Raw genomic sequence first — 23,517 nt, 5'->3', positions numbered from 1 at the left:
CTACCGATTATTAGGATGATGAGGAAGGCGTGTTGCATATTCGTCTTTGTTGACCTGACGACCGCGACCAATAGCAATAGCATCCGCTGGAACATCTTTAGTGATAGTTGATCCAGCACCAACGAGGGAATTGTCACCAAGTTCTACTGGCGCAATAATGGTTGAATTTGAACCAACAAAGACATTGTTACCGATGACTGTCTTGTATTTGTTTTTGCCATCATAGTTGACTGTAATAGTTCCAGCACCAAAATTAACCTTGCTACCCACTTCACAGTTTCCAATATAAGTCAAATGACCAGCCTTAGTATTCTCACCGATAGAAGAACCTTTAACCTCAACAAAGTTACCAATATGGACTTGGGCACCCAGACTTGAACCTGGACGAATGTGGGCATAAGGACCGACAGTTACGCCGTCTGCAACACTGCTTTCCTCAATCATAGAATTGGTAATGACAGCTCCTGCTCCAATAGTGCTGTCCACTACATATGTACCATTTGTCAAAACAGTCTCAGCACCAATTTGCGTTTGCCCTTTCAAGGTAACATTGGCTTCGATTTGAACTTCAGAAGCAATCTCAACATCAATATCAATATAAGTTGCTTCTGGGTTGACAAAGCTAACACCATTGACCATGTGCTGATGATTGATGCGGCGACGCATCACTGACTCAGCTGTCGCAAGTGCCACACGGTCATTTACCCCAAGACTTTCATCAAAATCTTTCAAAGTATAAGCGCCAACTTTTTCACCAGCTTCACGGAAAATACCAATAACATCTGTAATATAGTATTCTCCTTGAGCGTTATTGGTATTGATATTTTTCAAAGCCTCAAACAAACGCTCGTTGTCAAAAACATATGTTCCAGTGTTGATTTCCTTGATTTGCTTTTCAAAATCTGTAGCATCCTTCTGCTCAACAATGCGAAGAACCTCAGCATTGTCATTACGCACAATACGTCCATAGCCAAAAGGATTATCTGTTTCAGCAGTCAAGATAGTGGCCACATTCTTATGATTGATGTGGAAATCAATCAAGTTTTTCAAGCTTTCACCTGTGATTAAAGGAGTATCTCCTGCAATGACCAAGGTGTGCCCTGACAAACCTTCCAAAATTGGCTCTGTCATCATAACTGCATGGCCAGTTCCTAACTGTTCAGATTGAGTCACAAATTCTGTCTGTCCAGCCAAGACCTGCTCAACCAATTCTGCCTTGTGTCCGACAACTGTTACTGTCTTTTCAGGTTGGATAGCTCCCACACTACGGAAAACATGTTCCAACATAGAAATACCCGCAACTTTGTGCAAAACTTTTGGCAAATCAGATTTCATGCGAGTCCCTTTACCCGCTGCTAAAATAATGGCATAATTTGACATAATCTTCTCTTTTCTCTAGAAATTCCCTTTTATTATACCATATTTCAAATCATTCCGCTCCCTTGAATGAAAAAATGCTCCAAAGTCCTTTTCTTAACCCATTTTTTGAGTATTTTTTTTGATTTTTTTTCATTTTTAAGGTAGAATTATGAGATATGAGAAAGAAAATTAATCCGCTTATTTTATTTGGTTTTTTTGGGATTATGATTTTCATTTTAATCCTGAATCGCCCTCGTTTTGAGGACCATCCTGTAAAAACAAAGTCAAATATCGCGCAAGTAGAAACACAAGCGCTACACAATATAGATAAACCGGTAATTGATGTTTCTGGTTGGCAGCGTCCTGAGGAAATTAATTACGATACTCTGTCCCAAAACATTTCTGGAGCTATTGTTCGCGTCCATAGTGGCGCTCAAACGTCCAAAGAGAACGATGCTGCCTTTGTTAATGGGGTAGATAAGGCCTTTAAAACCCATATCACGGAGTTTCAAAAACGAAATGTCCCAGTTGGTGTCTATGCTTATTTAGCTGGAAAAAGTATCCAAGAAATGGAAAAAGCCGCTGAAGTTTTTTATAACGCCTCTTCACCATACAGCCCTAGTTACTATTGGCTAGACGTGGAAGAAAAAACCATGTCCAATATGAACGAGGGTGTTGAAGCCTTTCGAGCAAAGCTAGAATCACTTGGTGCTAAAAACATCGGAATCTACGTTGGTGTCTACTTCATGGAAGAACACAGTATTGATACAGGCAAATTTACGTCTGTTTGGATTCCTTCCTATGGTTCAAATACCGGATTTTTCGAAAGCAAACCTAATACGGACTTAGATTACGACATCCACCAGTACACTTCTAAAGGAAAAATTGCTGGCTTTGATCACGATTTGGATATCAACGTCATTTCTTCCTTAAAAAACAAAGAAGAAACCTTTAGAAAACTCTTTTTAAAACCTTAAAAGCATTTGTTTATCATTTGCTTTTTCTTTTTGTGTTTGATTGTGATACAATATAGTAAGGATTTTTTGAAATAGAAATAGTTGGAGGAAAAATATGCTCTCATGGTTAGCACGCCTTATTAAAGGGATTGTCATTGCTCTTGGATTTATCCTACCGGGAATTTCCGGAGGGGTTCTAGCAGCAATCTTAGGAATTTACGAACGGATGATTGGCTTTCTGGCCCACCCCTTTAAGGACTTTAAAGAAAATGTTTTGTACTTTATTCCAGTTGCCATCGGTATGCTTCTGGGAATCGGCTTATTTTCCTACCCGATTGAATACCTGCTTGAAAATTATCAGGTCTTTGTCTTATGGAGCTTTGCGGGTGCCATCATTGGTACAGTTCCTAGCCTTCTCAAAGAATCAACTCGAGAATCTAACCGAGACAAGATTGATTTAGCTTGGTTTTGGGCAACCTTTATCATTTCTGGACTAGGACTCTATGCCTTAAATTTTGTTGTTGGAACCTTAAATGCCAGCTTTCTTAATTTCGTCCTAGCAGGTGCACTGCTGGCTCTTGGTGTATTGGTTCCTGGCCTCAGCCCATCAAATCTACTTTTGATTTTGGGTCTCTATGCTCCTATGTTGACTGGTTTTAAAACCTTTGACCTCTTGGGAACCTTCTTCCCGATTGGAATCGGGGCAGGTGCAACTCTCATTATTTTTTCAAAATTGATGGATTATGCCTTAAATAACTACCACTCACGAGTCTATCATTTCATCATCGGAATCGTCTTATCAAGTACTCTTTTGATCTTGATTCCAAATGCAGGAAACGCTGAAAGTATCCAATACACAGGCCTTTCACTTGTCGGTTATGTCATCATCGCCTTCTTCTTTGCACTGGGAATCTGGCTTGGTATTTGGATGAGCCAATTGGAGGATAAGTATAAATAATGGCAAAAAAAGTTAAAATCAAAAAAACATTGGTGGAACAAATCCTATCTAAAGCAGGTATCCCACATCAGGGGATTCAAATCAATGCCCTGGAAGGAGAGCTACCTCAAGGTTATGAACGAGATCAGATTTTCAAAACCTTGGCGCTTTTGGGAGATAAAACAGGACCGATTATCGGAATTGTGCCTATCACTCAACACTTGTCTGAAAAGAAACTAGCCAAAATTTCTGGCAATAAAAAAGTGAGCATGATTCCACAAAAGGACTTGGAAAAAACAACTGGTTACATTCATGGAGCTAATAATCCTGTCGGAATTCGTCAGAAACACAATTATCCCATTTTTATCGATAAAATTGCTCTAGACTTGGATCAAATGATTGTCTCTGCTGGGGAAATTGGTCACAGCATTATCGTTGCTCCCCAAGACTTGGCTAGCTTTGTAAAGGCTGACTTTGTAGATATTTTGGAGGGCAACCAAGAATGAAACTCTACTTTGTCCGCCACGGTCGTACAGTCTGGAACCAAGAAGGCCGTTTTCAAGGTGCTAGTGGTGATTCTCCCCTTCTTCCTGAATCCATTAAAACCCTAAAACAACTTGGCCAATATCTCAAGGAAATTCCTTTTGATCAGATTTATTCAAGTGATTTACCTCGAGCGGTCAGATCTGCCGAGATTATCCAAAGTCAACTCAAAACGCCCTGTCCTTTAGAAAGTGTTCCTAATCTCCGTGAATGGCAGTTGGGGAAGTTGGAAGGTTTGAAAATTGCAACCTTGGAAGCTATTTACCCACAACAAATCAAAGCTTTTCGATCTAATCTTGCTCAATTTGACACTCAAATGTTTGGAGCCGAATCCCTCTATAGCACCACGCAACGGACCATCCAATTTATCAAATCATTAAAAGATAGTCCGGCTGAGCGTATTCTAATTGTCGGTCACGGTGCCAATCTTACTGCCAGTCTTCGTACTCTTTTAGGCTATAAAGAACCACTTCTTCGTAAAGATGGTGGTCTAGCAAATGCCAGCCTGACCATTCTAGAAACCCATGATTTTGAAACATTTACTCTCGATACTTGGAATGATACTTCCTATCAATAACAGGACTTGATTATAGCGTCAAGTTCTTTTTAGTTTTGAAAGATTATCCGTGAATTTCTTGCTTATTTATGATAAAATGGGAGTATCGCAAAAAATGACTCATCGTATTCAATTTTGAGTAAAACTAGGAGGATCCCATGTCAACAGAACATATGGAAGAACTAAATGACCAGCAGATCGTTCGCCGTGAAAAAATGGCTGCGCTTCGTGAACAAGGAATCGATCCTTTCGGAAAACGCTTTGAACGCACTGCAAATTCACAAGAATTAAAAGATAAATTTGCTGACCTCGATAAAGAACAATTACACGATAAAAACGAAACAGCTACTATCGCAGGACGCTTGGTAACTAAACGTGGTAAAGGAAAAGTTGGCTTTGCCCACCTTCAAGACCGCGAAGGTCAAATCCAAATCTACGTACGTAAAGATGCTGTCGGTGAAGAAAACTACGAAATCTTCAAAAAAGCAGACCTAGGTGATTTCCTTGGTGTCGAAGGTGAAGTGATGCGTACAGATATGGGAGAACTCTCTATCAAGGCGACTCACATTACACACTTGTCTAAGGCCCTTCGTCCTCTTCCAGAGAAATTCCACGGTTTGACAGACGTTGAAACAATTTACCGTAAACGTTACCTTGACTTGATTTCTAATCGTGAAAGCTTTGAGCGTTTTGTCACTCGTTCAAAAATCATCTCTGAAATCCGTCGTTACCTTGACCAAAAAGGTTTCCTTGAAGTGGAAACACCTGTTCTTCACAACGAAGCTGGTGGTGCGGCGGCCCGTCCATTTATCACCCACCACAATGCCCAAAACATTGACATGGTGCTTCGTATTGCGACTGAGCTTCACTTAAAACGCCTTATCGTTGGTGGTATGGAACGTGTCTATGAAATTGGCCGTATCTTCCGTAACGAAGGAATGGATGCTACACATAATCCTGAGTTTACTTCGATCGAAGTTTACCAAGCTTATGCTGACTTCCAAGACATCATGGACTTAACTGAGGGTATTATCCAACACGCTGCTAAATCAGTTAAGGGCGATGGTCCAGTCAACTACCAAGGAACTGAAATCAAAATCAACGAACCATTTAAACGTGTTCACATGGTTGATGCTATCAAAGAAATTACTGGTGTAGATTTCTGGCAAGATATGACTTTAGAAGAAGCTAAAACTATCGCTGCTGAGAAGAAAGTTCCAGTTGAGAAACACTACACTGAAGTTGGTCACATTATCAATGCCTTCTTTGAAGAGTTTGTTGAAGAAACCTTGATCCAACCAACCTTTGTCTATGGACATCCAGTAGCTGTATCTCCACTTGCTAAGAAAAATCCTGAAGACGAACGCTTTACTGACCGTTTCGAGCTCTTCATCATGACTAAGGAGTACGGTAATGCCTTTACTGAGTTGAACGACCCAATCGATCAACTTAGCCGTTTTGAAGCCCAAGCTAAAGCTAAAGAACTTGGTGACGATGAAGCAACAGGCATTGACTACGACTACATTGAGGCTCTTGAATATGGTATGCCACCAACAGGTGGTTTGGGAATCGGTATCGACCGTCTCTGTATGCTCCTCACTGATACAACCACTATCCGTGACGTATTGCTCTTCCCAACAATGAAATAATCCCTTATCCTCTGGTACTTGCCAGGGGATTTTTCGATGCAAAAAGAGACTGAGGTAACACTCAATCTCTACTTTTCACTTCTTTGGTTGCTACATCTTCTCCAAACCATTTTTGGCTGATTTCTTGGAACTTCCCTTCTTGGTAAAGTTGAACAAAAGCTTGGTTTAAAACTTGTAGTAATCTTTTGTCAGCTTGTCTAACTCCGACCGCAAAGGATTCACTTTCAAATCCTGCTGAAAAGACATTGTAGTCATTTAATATACCATCAGACTGGAGATAGTAATTAGCATACACTCGGTCAATCAACAAGGCATCAATTCGATCATTCTTCAAATCAATCAAGGCTTCATTGAAACTCTGGTATTGATTGGCCTTCTGGTCTTTAACACGATTTTTTAGTAAATCTGGCTGGGCCTCAAAGTCAAGATAACCAGAGGACCCAGCTTGGGCACCCAAGGTCTTATCCTTCATATCCTCTACTGAATGAATCTGCTGGCTTTTTTTCGTAACCAAAACTTGCTGATTTTCCATATATGGAATGCTAAAGGCAACTTTCTCTCGGCGTTCATCAGTCGCAGAATAGCCATTCCAGATGGCATCTATAGTTCCGTTTTGAAGTTCCGTTTCCTTCATATCCCAATCAATTGGCTGAAATTGCACCTTGATACCTAATTTTTCAGAGACTGCTTGAGCTAAGTCAATATCAAAGCCTGTATATTGACCATTCTTTTCTTCAAAGCCCATGGGTACAAAAGTATTGTCAAAACCAATAGTAATGGTCCCTTGTTCTTGATACTTATCCCAGTTATCCTGCTTTGGATCACTAGCCTTCTGAGTACATGCAGTTAAAAAGAGGCTTAGGAGCGAAACCAATACTAAAGCAATTTTCTTATTAGTCATTAGCACCTCCTACTTGGGTTCAACCTTGAGAATCTGATCTGCGATATTTTCAGCAAATTGTAAATCGTGGGTAACCACAATCTGTGTCATGCCAAGTTCCCTATTTTGCAAGATTAGTTTTTCCACTTCCAAGCGTAATTCTGGATCTAGGGCAGAAGTTGGTTCATCGTAGCCAATGATTTCCGGGTCAATCATCATAGCACGCGCCAAGGCCACCCGCTGCTTTTGCCCACCTGATAATGAAAATGGATAAGCATCTGCGTGCCCTTCCAGTCCTAATTGTTCCAAGAGTCCACGTGCCTTCTTCTCTGCCTCTTCCTGCTTCATTCCCATGGTTTTCACAGGAGATAAGGTCAAATTGTCTAGAACGGATAAATGAGGGAAAAGTTGAAAATCTTGGAATACAAATCCTAGTAGATTGCGCTTCTCCAGTTCATCCAATTCTAAAGGTTCTTCATTATAAAAGATTTGCCCTGAATCAATGGTTTCAAGACCTGCAAGCATACGTAAGAGGGTTGTCTTACCTCCACCAGAAGGTCCAACGATAGCTAGGATTTGCTTTTCAGGAATTTTTAGACTGAAATTAGATAAAATTTGCTTTTCACCAAAGACTTTATTGATATTTCGTAATTCTAACATGGCAGCCTCCTATCTATAGTAACTGTACTTCTTCTCAACTTTTTTGGCAAGAATGGTCACAATCCCAATCAAAATCAAGTAAATGGCTCCTGCCAAGAACATAGGAACCAGACTAGCATCACGGTTGGCAGCTGTGCGACTAGCCAAGATAAGGTCTGAAATTCCTAGAGCATAGACCAGAGAGGTATCCTTGACCAAACTCATAACCTCATTAAATACACTAGGGAGAACAATCTTGGTCACCTGAGGCAAAATAATATAACGCACTGTATCAAAAGAATTAAACTTCAAGACCTTGGCAGCCTCATATTGACCTTTAGGAATGGTATCAATCCCTCCACGGAAGATTTCAGCAAAGTAAGCCGCATAATTCAAAACAAAAGCAATGATAGCCGCAGGAAGACGATCCAAACGGATCCCAATACTTGGAAGCACATAATAGATAAAGATCAATTGCAAGAGCAAGGGTGTCCCCCGCATGATCCAAATATAAATGTTAATCAGATGATGGAGGAGCTTCCAATGGACTTGCAAGGCAAAGGCAATCAAAACGCCCAAGGGAATAGAAAAAATCAAGACCAGTGCAAATACCTGTAACGTCATGCTTGCACCGCTCAATAAACTCGGCAATATCTCAAACAAATAAGACATACTGACACCTCCTAAAAATAATTGCTCCTATTATAGCATAAATAAACTAAATAACCAACTATTTTTGTAAAAAAATTCTTTTTCAATAGAAAAAGTATAGTGTTTTGAAACTGGAATAGGACAATACGACTTCTAAATCCTTGTCAGAAATTTGATTTGAATTTCCTAATAGATTTGTTTATATTCCATTTCAACATATTATAATTTACAAGTAAAAGAAAGGACAAACTTTGCCCTTTCTCGATCTTAGCTTCTATTTGTTACAGTTAACTTGACTGATAATTGAAGTTTTATCTTACGTATTTAAGATGGATTTTCCTTTTTAGTTCGTGCCAACCTCAAGGCACGATTTGGATTGAGACGATTAAATAGTTCTTCCAATTTCTTTTCATTCCAAACGTCTGCGGCGGAAACAAAATTGCCATCCGCATCTCGGAAAGATATCGGTTTATCTCCCATACCAGTCTCCTAGTCTACAAATTCAAACTCAAATTTACCAATGCGGACTAAATCTCCATCCTTAGCACCACGCGCACGAAGAGATTCATCAACTCCCATACCACGAAGTTGGCGAGCAAATTTCATGACTGATTCGTCACGATCAAAGTTGGTCATATTAAAGAGTTTCATCAGTTTTTCACCAGAAAGCACCCATGTCGCATCGTCATCACGACTAATTTCAAAGGCTTTTTCTTCCTCATCAAATCCATAATAAGCTTCTTCTTCCATATCTGACTCGTCGTAGAGCAAGAATTCTGGTGTCTTGTCTAACAATTCAGCTGTAGCATCCAAAAGCGTAGCCAAACCTTGCTTGGTCAATCCGGAAATTGGGAAGATAGCTGGTAACTCTTCAAATTCATCATAGTTTTCAGCCAATTTTTTCTTAAATTCTTCAAGATTTTCCTGACTCTCAGGCATATCCATCTTATTGGATACAATAATCTGTGGACGCTCCATGAGACGAAGATTATACGACTCCAGCTCTTTATTGATGGCAAGATAATCCTCATAAGGATCACGGCCTTCGCTAGCTGACATATCAATAATATGAAGGATGACACGGGTACGCTCAATGTGACGGAGGAACTGAGTTCCCAAACCAACACCTTGACTAGCCCCTTCAATCAAACCTGGTAAATCAGCTACTGCAAAGGATTCACCTGATTGGGTGCGAACCATACCTAGATTTGGCACAATGGTCGTAAAGTGGTAGGCACCAATTTTAGGTTTAGCAGATGTGATAACACTTAAAAGTGTTGATTTCCCTACAGATGGGAAACCTACTAAACCGACATCTGCCAAGATTTTTAGTTCCAATTGTAACTCACGTTCCTGACCTGGTTCTCCATTTTCAGAGATTTCCGGTGCAGGATTTTTTGGTGTTGCGAAACGAATATTTCCACGTCCACCACGACCACCGTGGGCAACGATAAATTCTTGACCATGTTCAATCAAATCTGTCAAAACCTTGCCAGTCTCTGCATCACGAACAGTCGTACCTTGTGGTACTCGAACTCTAAGGTCCTCAGCTCCACGACCATGCATCCCTTTGGTCATCCCTTTTTCACCAGAATCAGCCTTGAAATGGCGATTATAGCGGAAATCCATGAGGGTACGTAGACCTTCATCTACAACGAAGATGACATTGCCTCCACGACCACCATCACCGCCCCAAGGACCGCCATTAGGGACATATTTTTCACGGCGAAAGGCAACCATGCCATCACCACCATTACCAGCCTTGACCTTGATCTTAGCTGTATCTAAAAACATACTCATTTTTTCTTCTCACTTTAAAAAAGGGCTGGGAAATCCCAGTCACTAAATTTTCTTGAATCTATTTTATAGATTACTGAGGGCACCAATTGCAGTTGCAAAAATTCCCAATAAACTTGCTACTAGCATGATAATCACGATAAACAAGGTTATTTTCTCAAACATAGTTTTTTTACGATTTCCATTATCTCCAAATGCCATTTTTATCTCCTTCGTTACATTCTATTTTCTATTATCTTAGCATGAATTGAGCTAGTTTTCAATAGTCAGTTGCTACTGGCGCAATAATCCATAAAATGATATAAGCTACAATTCCCGCTCCGTAACAGAAAGCAAGGACACCCCATATTACGCGAACGATAGTTGGATCTATATCTAGATAATAGGCCACTCCAGCACAAACACCCGCAATCTTTTTGTCACGCCCACTTCTCATTAATTGTTTTTTCATAGCTGTTCCTCTTTCTATTCTTCATGGTCTTTCCAATAATCTCTTATGCTGATCAACTGTGTTTTTGAAGCCTTCAGCATGCGTCTAGAGCCTTTTACGGGTACAGCAACCACCTGTTGCGGTAGATACAAAACTGTTTTAAAAATACGCTGACTGACCGTATCATCTTTGGCTAAATCTTTCTGGAAGTTATTTGAAATAATGGCATCCAGATAAAACTCATACACTCGTTTCCCAAAGTTTTCAGCTGAAATCTCGTACAACTTCTCTGATAAAGTATGCTCATTCATGTCTGGTGTTGCAATCAGGGCCTCCAGAATAGCTCCAGCCAAATCATGTTCACCGTAATACAAGGTTCCAAACATTTTATCACTGATAAGATTGTCCAGATAAGGATTTCCATGAGCAATGACAGGCGTTCCACTGGCTAAGCTTTCCAAGTAGGTCAAGCCTTGGGTTTCACTTGTCGATGCCGAGATGAAGAAATCCGCCGCCTTATAGTAAAGAGCTGTCTCACTAGGAGCAATCATCCCTGTAAAGACAACAGAGTCTTGAATCTCTAGTTTCTGGGCTTGCTCTTTGAGGTCATCCAGATAAGGACCATCCCCAGCTACCACCAGTTTAACCTTGTCTTCTTCTTTCAGAACTTCTGCAAAGGCTGCTAATACTGCTTGAATATTTTTTTCATAGGAAATTCTGGAAAGACTAAGCAACATCTGTTCATCATCTTGAATCCCTAGTTTACTACGTAGTTCTTTCAGATTTTCCTGCTTGATTTCTGGACGCTCAAACTTAGCTAATTCAATCCCAGTTGGAATGACTCTCTTTTCCACCTTGACCTTATAGTCAGATAACAAGTCACGGACAATCTCACTCGGGCAAATAACCCCATCCACATCGTGCAGGAAACCTCTGACCAGATACTTGACCATACTAGGACGAATCAACATCCCCTTGGCAATATAATGCACATAGTCTTCGTACTGGGTGTGATAGGTATGGATGACTGGAATCTTCAATTCACGCGCAATCCAAATTCCCAACAAGCCAAGAGAAAATTCTGTCTGAGTATGTATAATATCTAGTTGATATTGTTTAGCAATTTCAAGCGCCTTGCTGAATCCTCGATAGGCAAAGCGACGATCCTTAAAAGCAAAGAAAGGAACGCTTGGAATGCGGATAATTTGCCAATCTTCGTAGCGATTGACATCCTTATCTGTCGTCGTAAAGATAAAAACAGCATGTCCCTGCTTTTCAAGTTCGGTTTTCAAGGTTCGAATACTGGTCGCAACACCTGAAACCTGAGGAAAATAGGTATCTGTAAATAAACCAATTCGCATAGATTACCTCACTTTTTACTTTCTCCCTAAAGCGGCTTGTTTTTCATAAAAGTCCAACCAGATTTGTAACAGATGCTCTTCTGAATACTCTCTAGAAATATTCTTAGCTTTTTCTTTGAGGTCTTTTAAGGCAGCAGGATTTGCTTGATATTCCAGAATAGCTTCTTTCATCTCTTCTCTATCTGCTGTCGCCCGATAATTTCCCTCTAAAATTACCTTATAAAGATCTAAATCACGCAACATAATAGGAGCTTCACAACTGGCAGCCTCTAAAATCGTCATCGGAAAGAGCTCATTGTAACTAGGCAACAAGAAAAGGTCCGCTAGGGCATACAATTCGCGCATACGCTCTGGTGACACAATACCTGGAAAAATCAAATTTTTAGGGGGATTCTCCATGATTTTCTTGTAGCGTTCATAACCATCTGTCATACCACCAAAAGAGAAACCACCTGCCCAGATAAAGGTAATTTGCGGCAATTCCTCAGCCAGACGGATAAAATCGTCAATCCCTTTGCGCTTCTGAACTTGACCAGCACCTACTACGATAAACTGATTGTCACTAAGACCTAGCTCTGTACGCAGTCTGACTATCTCTTCTTGTGGTAGAGGATGCCATTTTTCCTTGTTTACAAAGTTAGGAATATAAGTCACTTTTTCACGTGGAATACCAGCTGCCACCAAATCCTCGATAAACATAGGATTGACCACCACCAAGTGCTCCATCCGGTTGTAAAAAGAAAATACATAGCGTTTCACAATTCCCTTTAAGAAAAATGGAATTTTCAAACTTCCCTCAAGTGTATCAGGTAAGAAATGCACATAGCCAATTTTCCTTCCTGAGCGTTTCTTTTGAAATGTTGATAAATAATAGGGAAAATCAATTGTATGAAAGTGAGTCACATCTGCCTCTATTGGAAGATTTTCTGTAACAATCAATTGATCCTTTGCATCTCGGTGAAGAAGACGAACTAATTCACGGTAAGCGCCCGAAACTCCTTGTCCTGCTACTTTCTCACTTGAACTCAACATATTGATGCGTAATTTCTTTTTTTCCATAACTACCATTATATCATTTTCTTGGAATAAAATCAGCAAAAGAAAGGAGAGACTGGAGGAAAAGAGGGGGAAATTTCCTCACTTTTCCAACGGTCTCTCACATGCTTTTATATGTTTATTTAATTCCTAGGGCAATGCGTGCATAGCGACTCATTTTTTCAACAGTCCAGGCTGGATACCAGACTAATTTAACCTCTGTATCCGTTACTTCTGGTACCTCTGTCATGGCATCATAAATCTGATCCGTCAAAAGGTCTGCTAGGGGACAACCCATAGTTGTCAAAGTCATATCAATCTCTGTTTGTCCTGTGTCGCCATCAAAACGAATCTCATAGATCAAACCAAGATTGACAATATCGATTCCCAACTCAGGGTCAATAACTTCTTCCAAGGCTGATAAAATTCGTGTTTTGATGTTTTCAATTTGCTCTTCTGTATAAGCCATATTCATCCTCACTCTTAGTCTTCAATAAAATCACGAAGCGGTTTGCTGCGACTTGGTTGGCGTAGTTTTCTCAAAGCCTTAGCTTCAATCTGACGAATTCGCTCGCGAGTCACGTTAAAGACTTTACCAACATCTTCAAGGGTACGCATTTTACCATCATCTAGCCCAAAACGCAGACGCAAAACATTTTCTTCACGGTCTGTAAGAGTATCCAAGACCTCATCCAACTGCTCACGCAAGACGATACGAGTTGTATAGTCCACTGGATTTTCAATCACTTCATCTTCGATAAAGTCCCCAAGGTGGCTATCATCCTCTTCACCGATTGGTGTTTCAAGAGATACCGGTTCTTGAGCGATCTTCAAGATTTCACGAACCTTATCAGGAGTCATATCCATACGTTCAGCGATTTGCTCTGGTGTTGGGTCTTGACCCAATTCTTGAAGGAGGTTACGCTGTTCACGAACCAATTTATTGATGGTTTCAACCATGTGAACTGGGATACGGATGGTACGAGCTTGGTCCGCAATAGCACGAGTGATAGCCTGACGAATCCACCAAGTTGCATAAGTTGAGAACTTGAACCCTTTAGAATAGTCAAACTTGTCAACCGCCTTCATCAAGCCCATATTCCCTTCTTGAATCAAGTCAAGGAACTGCATACCACGGCCAACATAGCGTTTGGCAATAGAAACAACCAAACGAAGGTTGGCTTCCGCAAGACGTTGTTTGGCTTCGATATCACCAGTTTCAACTGCTAGTGCCAATTCTTTTTCCTCTTCATTGGTCAAGAGAGGAACGACCCCGATTTCTTTCAAGTACATACGGACAGGGTCATTAACCTTAGCAGAAGTTGAACCAATCAAGTCCTCATCGCTGAGTTCTGGTTCTTCTTCAGCACTAAGAACACGCGCACTTGGATTTCCTTCATTATCTGTGATAGAAATTCCTGCGTCCTGAATCCGTTGCAAGAGATCTTCAATCCCATCAGCGTCCAAGGTAAAAGGAACGACAAGACTAGCATTGATTTCATCATCTGTTGCTGTCCCTTTTTGCTTATGATTACGGATAAATTCTGCTACTTGTACATCAAATGTTGTTACTTCTTTTTGTTTTGTTGCCATTATTACTCCATTCTTCTCTTTTGGGAAATTAAACGTTCCAATTCTTCTAGGGCTGTGTCGGTATCTCCTACATGGCTAGCTTCCTGCACCTTCTTTTTGATTCTCATATTGTCCTGATTCAAGAGAGCCTTGTTTCGAGTCATTTCTACTTCACTAAGTTCCTGCGGTGACATCTCAGCAGGCAAATCCTGAGCTAAGACTTGGTACCAAGCTCTTTCAACTTCCTCTGTCTGTTCTGCTAAAACTTCTGGAGGAAGATTGCCATACTGACCAAGCAAGTCATATAAGACCTGAAATTCAGGTGTGTCAAATACAAAGTCTTCTCGCAAACGGTAATCATTCAAAATAAGGGGAGATTCCATCATTCGATAAAGTAAATGAGCTTCTGCCCTCATAATAGCCGATAACTGCTTGGTGACAGGCATAGTGATTTGCGTCGGTCTGGAAATTACTTCCATGCGATTCTGCCTTTGTGCCTGACGGCTTTCATTAACAATCTGCTCAATCTGGGCATAATCAAAGGACGCCAGACTGTCAGCTAAAATATGAATATAGCTGTTTTGAGCAGTAATGGACTTTTCTTGAACAATCAAGGGAGCTATTTTTTCAATAAACTCAATCTGAGCCTGCAAATTTTCACTATTTTCAGGCTTATACTGGTGAATGTAGAACTCAATCGGACTAATACGAGTTTTCGTTAATAGATAGGCCAAGTCTTCTGGTCCATTTTTTTGTAGATACTCATCTGGATCCAAGTTATCAGGCATGCTGACGATTTGCACAGGCATATCACCAATTTCGTCCAGCGCTTTCAAAGTCGCGGCTTGCCCAGCCTTATCGCCATCGTAAACAAGAACCAACTTCTTGGTTAACCTTTTCAGATGCTCAACATGCTCACGACTTAAGGCCGTTCCCATAGACGCTACAGCATTTTCGATTCCAGCCCGATAGGCTGCAATGACATCCATGAACCCTTCCATCAGGTAAATCTCACTGGTTTTACCAGAAGATTTTTTTGCCCTATCCATATGATATAATTCGTAACTTTTGTTAAAAATTGCAGTCGATCGGCTATTTTTATACTTAGAAGTTTGTGAATCCGTTTTCTGCCAGATACGACCTGAGAAGGCAATGACCTTTCCTTGGTCATTTGTCAGGGGAAACATAATGCGATTGTGAAAGGTGTCTACAAATTGATTGGCATCTGATAGGTAAAATAGCCCTGAATCTAGAAAATCCTCATCACGATACTGACCAGACAAACGTTGATAGAGATAGTTTCGTTCTGGAGGTGCTAAACCAATCCGAAAATGCTTGAGCACTTCATCTGTCAAACCACGCTGATAAAGGTAGTTTCTAGCCTCTTCCCCCATGGTCGTTGTCATGAGAATAGCATGATAAAATTTAGCCGCATCTTCGTGCATATCATAAAGAGCTTGGTGAGGCGAGGCTGGCTTCTGCTCACTATAAAGCGGTTTTTCCACCTCTATCCCAACACGCTGACCTAAGATTTGGACAGCCTCCATAAAGGGAACCCCTTGGTACTCCTCGATGAACTTAAAGACATCACCCGAGCGACCACAACCAAAACAGTGGTAAAACTGCTTGTCCTCTACAACGTTAAAAGAAGGTGTTTTTTCACCATGAAAAGGACAGAGCCCTAGATAGTTCCGTCCTGCCTTTTGTAAAGAAATCACATCTCCTATGACTTCCACAATGTTGGCATTGTTTTTGATTTCTTCAATGACTTGTTTGTCAACCATACACAATACCTCCATGTTATCATAGTTTACTTTATATAGTATACTTTATTTCAGAAAAAAAGTAAACCATTTCACTCATTTTCCCTACTTTATTCAAAGAGCTGATAATAATCAGAGATTTTCATTTTTGCTTTTTCTTCTTGGTTCAAATCTTGGATAATTCGTCCTTCTTTCATGACAATCAAGCGATTGCCATATTTGAGAGCATCTTCCATATGGTGGGTAATCATAAGAGCTGTCAACTGGTCTTTCTTGACAAATTCGTCTGTCAATTCCATCAAGGCCACACTGGTCTTTGGATCAAGGGCCGCAGTATGCTCGTCTAACAAGAGTAATTCAGGCCGCTTCAAGGTTGCCATCAAGAGACTCAAGGCCTGTCTTTGCCCACCTGATAAGAACTCAATCGGTGTATTCAAATGTTTCTCAAGACCATTTCCTACTTTTTCAATGGTCGCCTGAAATTCATTCTTATAACTAGTCAAGCGTCGTGGTAACAATCCACGCTTTTCACCACGAAACTTGGCAATCAATAGATTCTCTGCCACTGTCATACGAGGAGCTGTCCCCATCTTTGGATCTTGGAAGACACGAGACAGATACTTAGCCCGCTTCTCTGGTGAAAACTTGGTAACATCTTCACCCAAAATACGGATGGTTCCACTGGTTAATGACAAGGTTCCTGCAATAGTGTTAAAGAGAGTTGATTTCCCAGCACCATTTCCACCTAAAATCGTGATGAAATCCTGTTCAAAAATTTCTAAGGAAACATCATTTAAAATAATCTTTTCTTCATCAAAGCCATTTTTAACGACTTTGGTTGCATTTTTTAATTCTACAATTGCTGTCATTTGCTTAATTTGGCTCCTTTCAAGATTGTTTGCTTAAATGTTGGAATCATGAGGCAGACTGCTAAAATCACGGCGCTGTACAAACGAAGGTAACTTGTATTAAAGCCAAGAGCGATAACTGCCCACACTAAAAATTGATAAGCGATAGAACCTACAACGATGGTAACCAGACGTTCTGCCAGGCTCAAACTCTTGAAGATAACTTCTCCAATAATCAAACTTGCAAGCCCCACAACGATAACTCCGATTCCTCGAGATACATCGGCATACCCTTCTTGCTGGGCAATGAGAGCTCCTGCAAGGGCAATCACACCATTTGATAAGACCAAGCCCATGAGCTCCATGCGTCCAGTATGAATCCCGAAACTTCTAGCCATATCAGGATTGTCACCTGTAGCAATATAGGCTTGTCCAAGTTTAGTATCCAAGAAAAAGAGCATGAGAGCAATAACAAGACTTACAAAGATAAGACCTGTCAAGAGTTGGTTCAAATCTGAATCAAAAGGTAAGACATCCTGAATTTGCTTGGTTCCAAGCAGGCCTAAATTGGCACGTCCCATAATCAAGAGCATGATAGAGTGACAGGAAGTCATCACCAAAATCCCTGAGAGCAAGGTTGGGATCTTCCCTTTTGTATAAAGAAGTCCAGCTGCCATTCCAGCCAAACAACCGGCTCCAACAGCAACAAGTGTCGCTAAAAAGGGGTTTACGCCTTTGGTTATCAGAGTGACAGCAACAGCTCCCCCAAGAGGGAAGGAACCTTCTGTCGTCATATCTGGAAAGTTCAAAATCCTAAATGTCATAAAGATTCCCAGACCTAAAATAGCCCAGACAAATCCTTGAGAAATAATAGATAATATCATCTGTTTCTTAACCTTTTCTATATGATTTTTATTGTAAAAAATTGGAGGAGATGTCCCCAACTCCTCCATTGTAGATTATTCAATCACTTGCCCTGCTTCTTTTAGAACAGATTCAGGAATCGTAATACCTAGCTCTTGTGCCAATTTTTTATTAATCACTGACTTACCAGTTGAAAAGACATTGACTGGAGTATCAGCTGGTTTTGCACCTTTCAAAACTTGCGCAATCATTTTACCTGTTGCCACACCGAGATCATGTTGGTCAACTACAACTGATGCCAAACCACCTGCTTCTACCATGGCAGTCGCACTTGGGTAGATTGGTTTTTTAGCTGATTGGTTGCTTGATACAACTGTTGAAAAAGCTGATGCAATGGTGTTATCAATTGGAACCCAGATAGCATCGACCTTGCTAGTCATAACATTAACTGTTGAAGCAATTTCATTTGTTGAAGGAACTGCAAATGTTTCCACTGTCAAACCTGCTTTTTCAGCATAAGCCTTAAATTCTTCAACCTGAGTTTTTGAATTGTCTTCGCTGCTTGAGTAAAGAGCTCCGATTGTTTTCACATTTGGTGTCAAAGCTTTGATGAGTTCAACTTGTTGTTGAGCTGGATTGTGGTCAGATACCCCTGTAATGTTGCCACCTGGTTTTTTCAAATCTTTAACCAAGTTAGCACCGATTGGGTCAGTAATAGCGGCCATGATAACCGGTAGGTCTTTTGTTGCACTAGCCAAACCTTGAGCAGCTGGTGTTGCAATACCAACCACAAGGTCATTCCCATTTGCAACCAATTGTTTACTCATTGTCGCAACCTTACTTTGGTCACCTTCTGAGTTCATAAAGTCAATCTTCAACTGGTCATCTTTATAACCTTCTTCTGCAAGACCATCTTGAATCCCTTTATAAATCAAGTCAAGAGATGGATGGCTCACAAACTGAAGAACACCAACTTTGGCAACTTTCTTCTCATTCTTAGCTTCTGGTTTATTCATTGAAGAGTAAATCAAGCTTCCTGCTACTAAGACTGCTAATGCAGCGATAATTCCAATTAAACGTTTATTTTTCATTCTACTTCTCCTTTTTTATTCCTTAAAATACTTCACTTATCTAATACTCTTCGAAAATCTCTTCAAACCACGTCAGCTTCACCTTGCCGTAGGTATATGATACTGACTCTGTCAGTTCTATCCACAACCTCAAAACAGTGTTTTGAGCAGCCTGCGGCTAGCTTCCTAGTTTGTACTTTGATTTTCATTGAGTATAAACAAGCGACGCCATCGTTTTCTTTCCATACTAACCTCCATCAAAAAAGTCCTCACACAAAAAACTTGTGTGAGGACGTCGATGCGCGGTACCACCTCAATTATAGGGAATTTCCCTATCGCTCTGTCTCGCAATAACGAGATGCACTGTAAGGTGTGCTCACCGAATTTTTATGATTTCAAATTCTAAATAACATTCAGCCCAATTTTCATCATCATCACTTATCTGTTTTCAGCTACCACAGACTCTCTAAAAAGTTTATATGATTACTTTTCTGAATGGTTAAATTATATCATTTTTCAACTACTTGTCAAGACTCTTTTAGCATTTTTTTGAAATATTCAAAAACTTCCCCTATAGAAAAGAGGAAGCTTGATAGGTATCAGCCTGAATTACGCAATCCTGTCGCAATTCCGTTGATGGTTGTATGGATTAATTTTTCTTGGTCGCTTGATAATTCTCCTCGACGTTGACGTTTAATCAACTCCAACTGGATATAGTTAAGGATATTAAAGTAAGGCATACGGTAATCCAAACTTGCTTTTAGATATGGATTTTCAGCCAAGAGTTCATCGTAACCTTCGATAGCCAAGATAACTTCCTTGGTGACTTGCCATTCATTTAGAATAGTCTCATAGATTGCTTTTACTTCTTCATCCTCACAAAGTTTAGCATATTCAAAAGCAATGTTCATATTTGATTTTGACAAGACCATATCGACATTTGAAAGAAGCGATTGGAAGAAAGGCCAATTTTGGTACATATCTCGTAGGATAGCGATATTTTCTGGATTCTTATCGATAAATTCTTTGAAACTTGAACCGACACCATACCAGCCAGGGAACATGACGCGGCTTTGTGACCATGAGAATACCCAAGGGATAGCTCGCAAACCACCGATTTCAGTAATCGTCTTACGAGCGGCTGGGCGAGAACCAATGTTAAAGCTTGAAATAGCCTTGATTGGACTTGACTCGAAGAAATAATCATAGAAATGGTCATTACCAAAGACCAAATCACGGTAGATATCATAACTACGGTCCACCACTTGGTCCATAATTGCCTCATAACGATTTGAGGTATTGGTATCACTCTTCTTCTGAGTAATCATACGGTTAATGGCTGCAGATACTAGCATTTCAAGGTTATAGTAGGCTGCGTCTTTGTTACCGTATTTATTCCCAATTACTTCCCCCTGCTCCGTCAAGCGGATACGATCCTTAATGGATTTGAGCGGTTGAGATGTGATGGCTTCATAGGTTGGTCCACCACCACGACCGACAGTCCCACCACGGCCATGGAAGAAGGTAACCTTAACACCAAATTCATCTCCGATAGCAGTCAATTGTTGTTGAGCCTTGTAGAGGGTCCAACATGATGATAGGTAGCCACCATCTTTATTACTATCAGAGTAACCAAGCATGATTTCTTGGTAGTTATTACGTGAAGCAATCCATTTCTTAGCAAGAGGAAGAGAAAGGTATTCTCTCATAGTTTCTTCTGAGTGGTCCAAGTCCTCAATTGTTTCAAAGAGAGGAACGATTTGGACACGGGCTCTTTCTTTATCAACTAACCCTACTTCTTTTAGCAAGATAGCCAATTCCAGCATGTCTGATACGCTGGTTGCATGTGAAATGATAGTCTGACGAATAACATCATCTCCCAACTTATCTTTCAACTTACGAGCAGCCTTAAAGATTGCTAATTCTTTTTCAAGTAACTCTGATTTTTCAACATGAGTGGCAGAAAGAATACGTGGATCTTCTTCTAATTCTTTCAAAAGAAGTTGGCATTTTTCTTCTTCACTGAGTTCGCTATAATGAGAATGAATTCCTGCTGATTTCAAGAGTTCAGCTACACAGGCTTCGTGAACACTAGAATCTTGACGCATGTCAATAGATGCCAAATAGAAACCAAAAATTTCAACTGCCTGAATCAATTCAACAAAATCGCCAGAAATCAGTGCTTCACCCTTATTTTCCAAGAGGGAATCACGTATGGTAATTAAGTCCTTATAAAAATCATTAGCTGTTTCATAGCGAGCCCCAACTTCCTTATCCTCAATCAGATAGGTTTTTGTTGCTTGGATTTTTGATTGAATATCAAATAAGGCACGGCGGTAAAGTTCTTTTTCACGATAAATCGAGTTATCCTTGGATTGACGAGCCATTTCTCTGACTTGCTTGCTCACATTGACTATACTGGTTGAGAGAGAAAATTCACGATAAAGTTGGTAGATCTTTTCATCATAGTAATTCATGATGACTTCACACTGAGTCATAGCAGATTGTTTCAAGGTATCTGCTGTAACAAAAGGATTCCCATCACGGTCTCCACCAATCCACATTCCCATGGTAATTGGTTTAGGATGTTTCAACTCCAGTCCATGTTTTTTAGCCAGACGCTTGTACTCAGCAGTCAAATGAGGAACAGCCTTCAGGAATGAACTATTGTAGTATTCCATGACATTCGTGATTTCATTGGTTACTTTCAATTTCTTTTCACGAATCATGTCTGTCTGCATGATAATCTCAATATAACGACGGAGATCATTATGCCATTTTTCCTTATTGATCAAGCCTAATTTCACATCACGATACTTACGCAAGAGGGTATGGATATGGTTGGTCAAATCCAACATACTCTTACGTTGCACTTGTGTTGGATGGGCTGTCAAAACAGGGACAACATTCAAGTGTTCTAGAATTTCAACCGCATTTTCTTTTTCTGCAACCATTTTGATTGTTGCTGACAATTTACCAAGATAATCTTGATCGATATTATTTTGGTGGTTGATTTCATAGGCCAAATCCACGTCTTCTGAAATATTAATCAAAAGGGGCAAGATAGAGAAATAGCGTGAAATATAAGCCATTTCATCATTTGTTAGACTAGTAACCAATTGGTTCAAGCCTTGATAATCTTCTTGAGTTGATAATTCTTTCAACTCCATGATTTTTTCAAAAGTCTCTGGGGCAAGCATATTTTTAGTGATATCTTCTAACAATTCTGTTAAAATCAATACTTCTTCTTGCACGACAGCTTTATTACTATAGTTTTCTAATTTTTGAAGAGACATAGGTAATCCTTTCCACTATCAGCTCTACATATAGTTTGATGAGTGAGCTTCTAACTCCTCATACAATTGGGCACGTTTTTCACTTGCATCAATATTTAAGACAAAAGCGATGGCTACAGACAAGACCAGAAGACTATTCCCTCCTTGCGATAAGAAGGGGAAGGTTACTCCTGTAGAAGGAATAATACCAGAAATTCCACCGATATTGACAAAGACCTGGACCAACATCATACCACCAACCCCAATCGCCATCATGGAATTAAAGGGATTCTTAGCACGAATACCGACTAGGATAATTCGCAAAATCAGGAAAAAGACAAGTGCTAAAATCAAGCCGGCTCCCACAAATCCAAACTCTTCAATGACAATTGAAAATACAAAGTCTGTATGGGCCTCTGGTAAATAGCCACGTTTTTCAATTGAATTTCCTAAGCCTAGACCAAACCAACCACCATTTACCATGGCAAAGTAGGAATTTGCAAGTTGGTGGCCTGCTCCTGCCAAATCGGCAAAGGGATTAAAGTAGGCACTGAAACGCTTAGCCACGTAACCAAATACCGGAACTTTTGAAAACTTATCAACCCCTATAAAAGAAATCAGTGATAAGGATAGGGCAGAAACTCCCACCAAAATTCCCAAAAAGGCAATAAACCATCTATAAGCGATACCACTAATCGTATACATAATCAAGGCAACCAAAGCTAAAATAGAAGCATTCCCCAAATCTGGGAAAATAGCAAGGCTCCCAATCAGTACAAAGAGAACAAAGCGCCAGTCATTAAACGCACGAGGAAGCCACTGATTCTGTGTCAAAACTTGAAAATCATAAATAGCTATATCCTCTTGTTGTTTGGAAAATTTATTTGCTAGATACCAAATAATAATAATTTTCAAATATTCGGCTGGCTGAATGGTCAAAGGTCCTACAGAAATCCAGCCATAGGCTCCATTGACAGGAATACCAATTATCCGAGCCAAGGCTAATAGAATCAACTCAACGAACATAACGATAAATAGAAGACGTTCGTTTCTTAAAAAATTCAGTTTCAACTTATATATCAAGGCAATCAGTATCAAACTAAATATCCAAAATATTCCCTGACTTCGGACCAACTGCAGTGCACTTTGGCCTTCTTGAATCAAAATAGCACTGGTTGTCGAATAAACCACAATCAAGCCCAAAATAGATAAAAGTAAGTAAGGAACTAGAATAGAATAATTTAATAGGTGCCTTTTACTAATCTTCATAGTATCACCAATCTAATGAGAACAACACAATTGCTTCCCAAATTCCGTTTGTTTTCTAGTTTT

General features: G+C 40.1%; 23 protein-coding genes and 1 other annotated feature. Of the genes, 5 read left to right on the top strand and 18 right to left on the bottom strand.

All coding sequences use genetic code 11. The features are described 5' to 3' along the window. Complete coding sequence (gene glmU, locus KV696_RS00650) at window positions 1-1,380, bottom strand: bifunctional UDP-N-acetylglucosamine diphosphorylase/glucosamine-1-phosphate N-acetyltransferase GlmU (protein ID WP_219966572.1); 1,380 nt, start codon at window positions 1,378-1,380, stop codon at window positions 1-3. Between the two features lie 155 nt (window positions 1,381-1,535). Here glmU and KV696_RS00645 point away from each other — a divergent pair, with 155 nt between their 5' ends. From KV696_RS00645 to lysS, 5 genes are all read left to right on the top strand, one after another. Further along, window positions 1,536-2,336, top strand: coding sequence for a GH25 family lysozyme (locus KV696_RS00645; RefSeq protein ID WP_060805685.1), 801 nt, complete (start codon window positions 1,536-1,538; stop codon window positions 2,334-2,336). A gap of 94 nt (window positions 2,337-2,430) precedes the next feature. Then, on the top strand, window positions 2,431-3,273 hold the full coding sequence (locus tag KV696_RS00640) for a DUF368 domain-containing protein (protein WP_219966571.1): 843 nt from the start codon (window positions 2,431-2,433) through the stop codon (window positions 3,271-3,273). Further along, window positions 3,273-3,758, top strand: coding sequence for an aminoacyl-tRNA deacylase (locus KV696_RS00635; RefSeq protein ID WP_219966570.1), 486 nt, complete (start codon window positions 3,273-3,275; stop codon window positions 3,756-3,758). The genes KV696_RS00640 and KV696_RS00635 overlap by 1 nt, the downstream gene beginning before the upstream one ends. Continuing rightward, a complete protein-coding gene (locus KV696_RS00630) occupies window positions 3,755-4,372 on the top strand; it encodes a histidine phosphatase family protein (protein ID WP_077804986.1) in 618 nt (205 codons plus the stop codon). Before KV696_RS00635 ends, KV696_RS00630 begins: the two co-directional genes overlap by 4 nt. Window positions 4,373-4,509: 137 nt before the next feature. After that, entirely contained in the window at window positions 4,510-6,000 is a 1,491-nt protein-coding gene (gene lysS / locus KV696_RS00625; protein ID WP_218773823.1) for a lysine--tRNA ligase, read from the top strand. A 61-nt stretch (window positions 6,001-6,061) separates the two neighbouring features. On the opposite strand, the gene KV696_RS00620 is transcribed toward lysS, so the two are convergent. From KV696_RS00620 to ftsW, 17 genes are all read right to left on the bottom strand, one after another. Beyond that, a complete protein-coding gene (locus tag KV696_RS00620; RefSeq protein WP_219966569.1) occupies window positions 6,062-6,901 on the bottom strand; it encodes an amino acid ABC transporter substrate-binding protein in 840 nt (279 codons plus the stop codon). 9 nt (window positions 6,902-6,910) lie between these two features. Beyond that, complete coding sequence (locus KV696_RS00615; RefSeq protein WP_219966568.1) at window positions 6,911-7,540, bottom strand: amino acid ABC transporter ATP-binding protein; 630 nt, start codon at window positions 7,538-7,540, stop codon at window positions 6,911-6,913. A gap of 9 nt (window positions 7,541-7,549) precedes the next feature. Further along, entirely contained in the window at window positions 7,550-8,191 is a 642-nt protein-coding gene (locus tag KV696_RS00610) for an amino acid ABC transporter permease (RefSeq protein WP_219966567.1), read from the bottom strand. A 303-nt stretch (window positions 8,192-8,494) separates the two neighbouring features. Further along, the gene (locus KV696_RS00605; RefSeq protein WP_000502582.1) at window positions 8,495-8,650 is read right to left on the bottom strand and encodes a hypothetical protein; all 156 of its coding nucleotides are present in this window, start codon (window positions 8,648-8,650) and stop codon (window positions 8,495-8,497) included. Window positions 8,651-8,659: 9 nt separating this feature from the next. Continuing rightward, window positions 8,660-9,970 carry a GTPase ObgE gene (obgE, locus tag KV696_RS00600; RefSeq protein ID WP_219966566.1) on the bottom strand — a complete coding sequence of 437 codons (1,311 nt, stop codon included), beginning with the start codon at window positions 9,968-9,970 and terminating at the stop codon, window positions 8,660-8,662. 63 nt (window positions 9,971-10,033) lie between these two features. Continuing rightward, window positions 10,034-10,168 carry a DUF4044 domain-containing protein gene (locus KV696_RS00595; protein ID WP_000863859.1) on the bottom strand — a complete coding sequence of 45 codons (135 nt, stop codon included), beginning with the start codon at window positions 10,166-10,168 and terminating at the stop codon, window positions 10,034-10,036. 58 nt (window positions 10,169-10,226) lie between these two features. Then, window positions 10,227-10,403: a PspC domain-containing protein gene (locus KV696_RS00590; RefSeq protein ID WP_219966943.1), complete on the bottom strand. Its 177-nt coding sequence runs from the start codon at window positions 10,401-10,403 to the stop codon at window positions 10,227-10,229. A 29-nt stretch (window positions 10,404-10,432) separates the two neighbouring features. Beyond that, on the bottom strand, window positions 10,433-11,758 hold the full coding sequence (locus KV696_RS00585) for a glycosyltransferase family 4 protein (protein ID WP_219966565.1): 1,326 nt from the start codon (window positions 11,756-11,758) through the stop codon (window positions 10,433-10,435). A gap of 15 nt (window positions 11,759-11,773) precedes the next feature. After that, window positions 11,774-12,817 (bottom strand): glycosyltransferase family 4 protein, encoded by a 1,044-nt coding sequence (gene cpoA, locus KV696_RS00580; RefSeq protein WP_219966564.1) that lies wholly within the window; start codon window positions 12,815-12,817, stop codon window positions 11,774-11,776. Window positions 12,818-12,932: 115 nt separating this feature from the next. Further along, window positions 12,933-13,262, bottom strand: a complete 330-nt coding sequence (locus tag KV696_RS00575) for a metal-sulfur cluster assembly factor (RefSeq protein ID WP_000331925.1) — start codon at window positions 13,260-13,262, stop codon at window positions 12,933-12,935. Window positions 13,263-13,276: 14 nt separating this feature from the next. Further along, on the bottom strand, window positions 13,277-14,386 hold the full coding sequence (gene rpoD, locus KV696_RS00570) for an RNA polymerase sigma factor RpoD (protein ID WP_219966563.1): 1,110 nt from the start codon (window positions 14,384-14,386) through the stop codon (window positions 13,277-13,279). A gap of 2 nt (window positions 14,387-14,388) precedes the next feature. After that, window positions 14,389-16,149, bottom strand: coding sequence for a DNA primase (gene dnaG, locus KV696_RS00565; RefSeq protein WP_060805676.1), 1,761 nt, complete (start codon window positions 16,147-16,149; stop codon window positions 14,389-14,391). Between the two features lie 89 nt (window positions 16,150-16,238). Beyond that, window positions 16,239-16,997, bottom strand: coding sequence for an ABC transporter ATP-binding protein (locus tag KV696_RS00560; RefSeq protein ID WP_060805675.1), 759 nt, complete (start codon window positions 16,995-16,997; stop codon window positions 16,239-16,241). Further along, window positions 16,994-17,860, bottom strand: coding sequence for an ABC transporter permease (locus tag KV696_RS00555; protein ID WP_004234420.1), 867 nt, complete (start codon window positions 17,858-17,860; stop codon window positions 16,994-16,996). The genes KV696_RS00560 and KV696_RS00555 overlap by 4 nt, the downstream gene beginning before the upstream one ends. A 75-nt stretch (window positions 17,861-17,935) precedes the next feature. Beyond that, window positions 17,936-18,931 carry a tryptophan ABC transporter substrate-binding protein gene (gene trpX, locus KV696_RS00550; RefSeq protein WP_004259575.1) on the bottom strand — a complete coding sequence of 332 codons (996 nt, stop codon included), beginning with the start codon at window positions 18,929-18,931 and terminating at the stop codon, window positions 17,936-17,938. A gap of 264 nt (window positions 18,932-19,195) precedes the next feature. Then, window positions 19,196-19,413: a binding site (T-box leader), on the bottom strand. A 96-nt stretch (window positions 19,414-19,509) separates the two neighbouring features. Further along, on the bottom strand, window positions 19,510-22,206 hold the full coding sequence (ppc, locus tag KV696_RS00545; RefSeq protein WP_219966562.1) for a phosphoenolpyruvate carboxylase: 2,697 nt from the start codon (window positions 22,204-22,206) through the stop codon (window positions 19,510-19,512). Between the two features lie 24 nt (window positions 22,207-22,230). After that, complete coding sequence (gene ftsW, locus KV696_RS00540; RefSeq protein ID WP_219966561.1) at window positions 22,231-23,454, bottom strand: cell division peptidoglycan polymerase FtsW; 1,224 nt, start codon at window positions 23,452-23,454, stop codon at window positions 22,231-22,233. Window positions 23,455-23,517 lie beyond the last annotated feature (63 nt).

The organism is Streptococcus humanilactis, from assembly GCF_019448275.1.
Taxonomy (GTDB): Bacteria; Bacillota; Bacilli; order Lactobacillales; family Streptococcaceae; genus Streptococcus; species Streptococcus humanilactis.
Note: the sequence above shows the minus strand (reverse complement) of the source record. Positions and strands in the feature narration are given on the sequence as shown.

Bases quoted from the DNA above. Each gene is read 5' to 3' on its own strand.
- KV696_RS00640 (WP_219966571.1), top strand. From the start codon at position 2,431: ATGCTCTCATGGTTAGCACGCCTTATTAAAGGGATTGTCATTGCTCTT.
- KV696_RS00630 (WP_077804986.1), top strand. From the start codon at position 3,755: ATGAAACTCTACTTTGTCCGCCACGGTCGTACAGTCTGGAACCAAGAA.
- KV696_RS00575 (WP_000331925.1), bottom strand. From the start codon at position 13,262: ATGGCTTATACAGAAGAGCAAATTGAAAACATCAAAACACGAATTTTA.
- KV696_RS00645 (WP_060805685.1), top strand. From the start codon at position 1,536: ATGAGAAAGAAAATTAATCCGCTTATTTTATTTGGTTTTTTTGGGATT.
- obgE (WP_219966566.1), bottom strand. From the start codon at position 9,970: ATGAGTATGTTTTTAGATACAGCTAAGATCAAGGTCAAGGCTGGTAAT.
- KV696_RS00620 (WP_219966569.1), bottom strand. From the start codon at position 6,901: ATGACTAATAAGAAAATTGCTTTAGTATTGGTTTCGCTCCTAAGCCTC.
- KV696_RS00610 (WP_219966567.1), bottom strand. From the start codon at position 8,191: ATGTCTTATTTGTTTGAGATATTGCCGAGTTTATTGAGCGGTGCAAGC.
- ftsW (WP_219966561.1), bottom strand. From the start codon at position 23,454: ATGAAGATTAGTAAAAGGCACCTATTAAATTATTCTATTCTAGTTCCT.
- dnaG (WP_060805676.1), bottom strand. From the start codon at position 16,149: ATGGTTGACAAACAAGTCATTGAAGAAATCAAAAACAATGCCAACATT.
- KV696_RS00595 (WP_000863859.1), bottom strand. From the start codon at position 10,168: ATGGCATTTGGAGATAATGGAAATCGTAAAAAAACTATGTTTGAGAAA.
- cpoA (WP_219966564.1), bottom strand. From the start codon at position 12,817: ATGGAAAAAAAGAAATTACGCATCAATATGTTGAGTTCAAGTGAGAAA.
- KV696_RS00615 (WP_219966568.1), bottom strand. From the start codon at position 7,540: ATGTTAGAATTACGAAATATCAATAAAGTCTTTGGTGAAAAGCAAATT.
- KV696_RS00555 (WP_004234420.1), bottom strand. From the start codon at position 17,860: ATGATATTATCTATTATTTCTCAAGGATTTGTCTGGGCTATTTTAGGT.
- KV696_RS00560 (WP_060805675.1), bottom strand. From the start codon at position 16,997: ATGACAGCAATTGTAGAATTAAAAAATGCAACCAAAGTCGTTAAAAAT.
- trpX (WP_004259575.1), bottom strand. From the start codon at position 18,931: ATGAAAAATAAACGTTTAATTGGAATTATCGCTGCATTAGCAGTCTTA.
- KV696_RS00590 (WP_219966943.1), bottom strand. From the start codon at position 10,403: ATGAGAAGTGGGCGTGACAAAAAGATTGCGGGTGTTTGTGCTGGAGTG.
- lysS (WP_218773823.1), top strand. From the start codon at position 4,510: ATGTCAACAGAACATATGGAAGAACTAAATGACCAGCAGATCGTTCGC.
- glmU (WP_219966572.1), bottom strand. From the start codon at position 1,380: ATGTCAAATTATGCCATTATTTTAGCAGCGGGTAAAGGGACTCGCATG.
- KV696_RS00585 (WP_219966565.1), bottom strand. From the start codon at position 11,758: ATGCGAATTGGTTTATTTACAGATACCTATTTTCCTCAGGTTTCAGGT.
- rpoD (WP_219966563.1), bottom strand. From the start codon at position 14,386: ATGGCAACAAAACAAAAAGAAGTAACAACATTTGATGTACAAGTAGCA.
- KV696_RS00605 (WP_000502582.1), bottom strand. From the start codon at position 8,650: ATGGGAGATAAACCGATATCTTTCCGAGATGCGGATGGCAATTTTGTT.
- ppc (WP_219966562.1), bottom strand. From the start codon at position 22,206: ATGTCTCTTCAAAAATTAGAAAACTATAGTAATAAAGCTGTCGTGCAA.
- KV696_RS00635 (WP_219966570.1), top strand. From the start codon at position 3,273: ATGGCAAAAAAAGTTAAAATCAAAAAAACATTGGTGGAACAAATCCTA.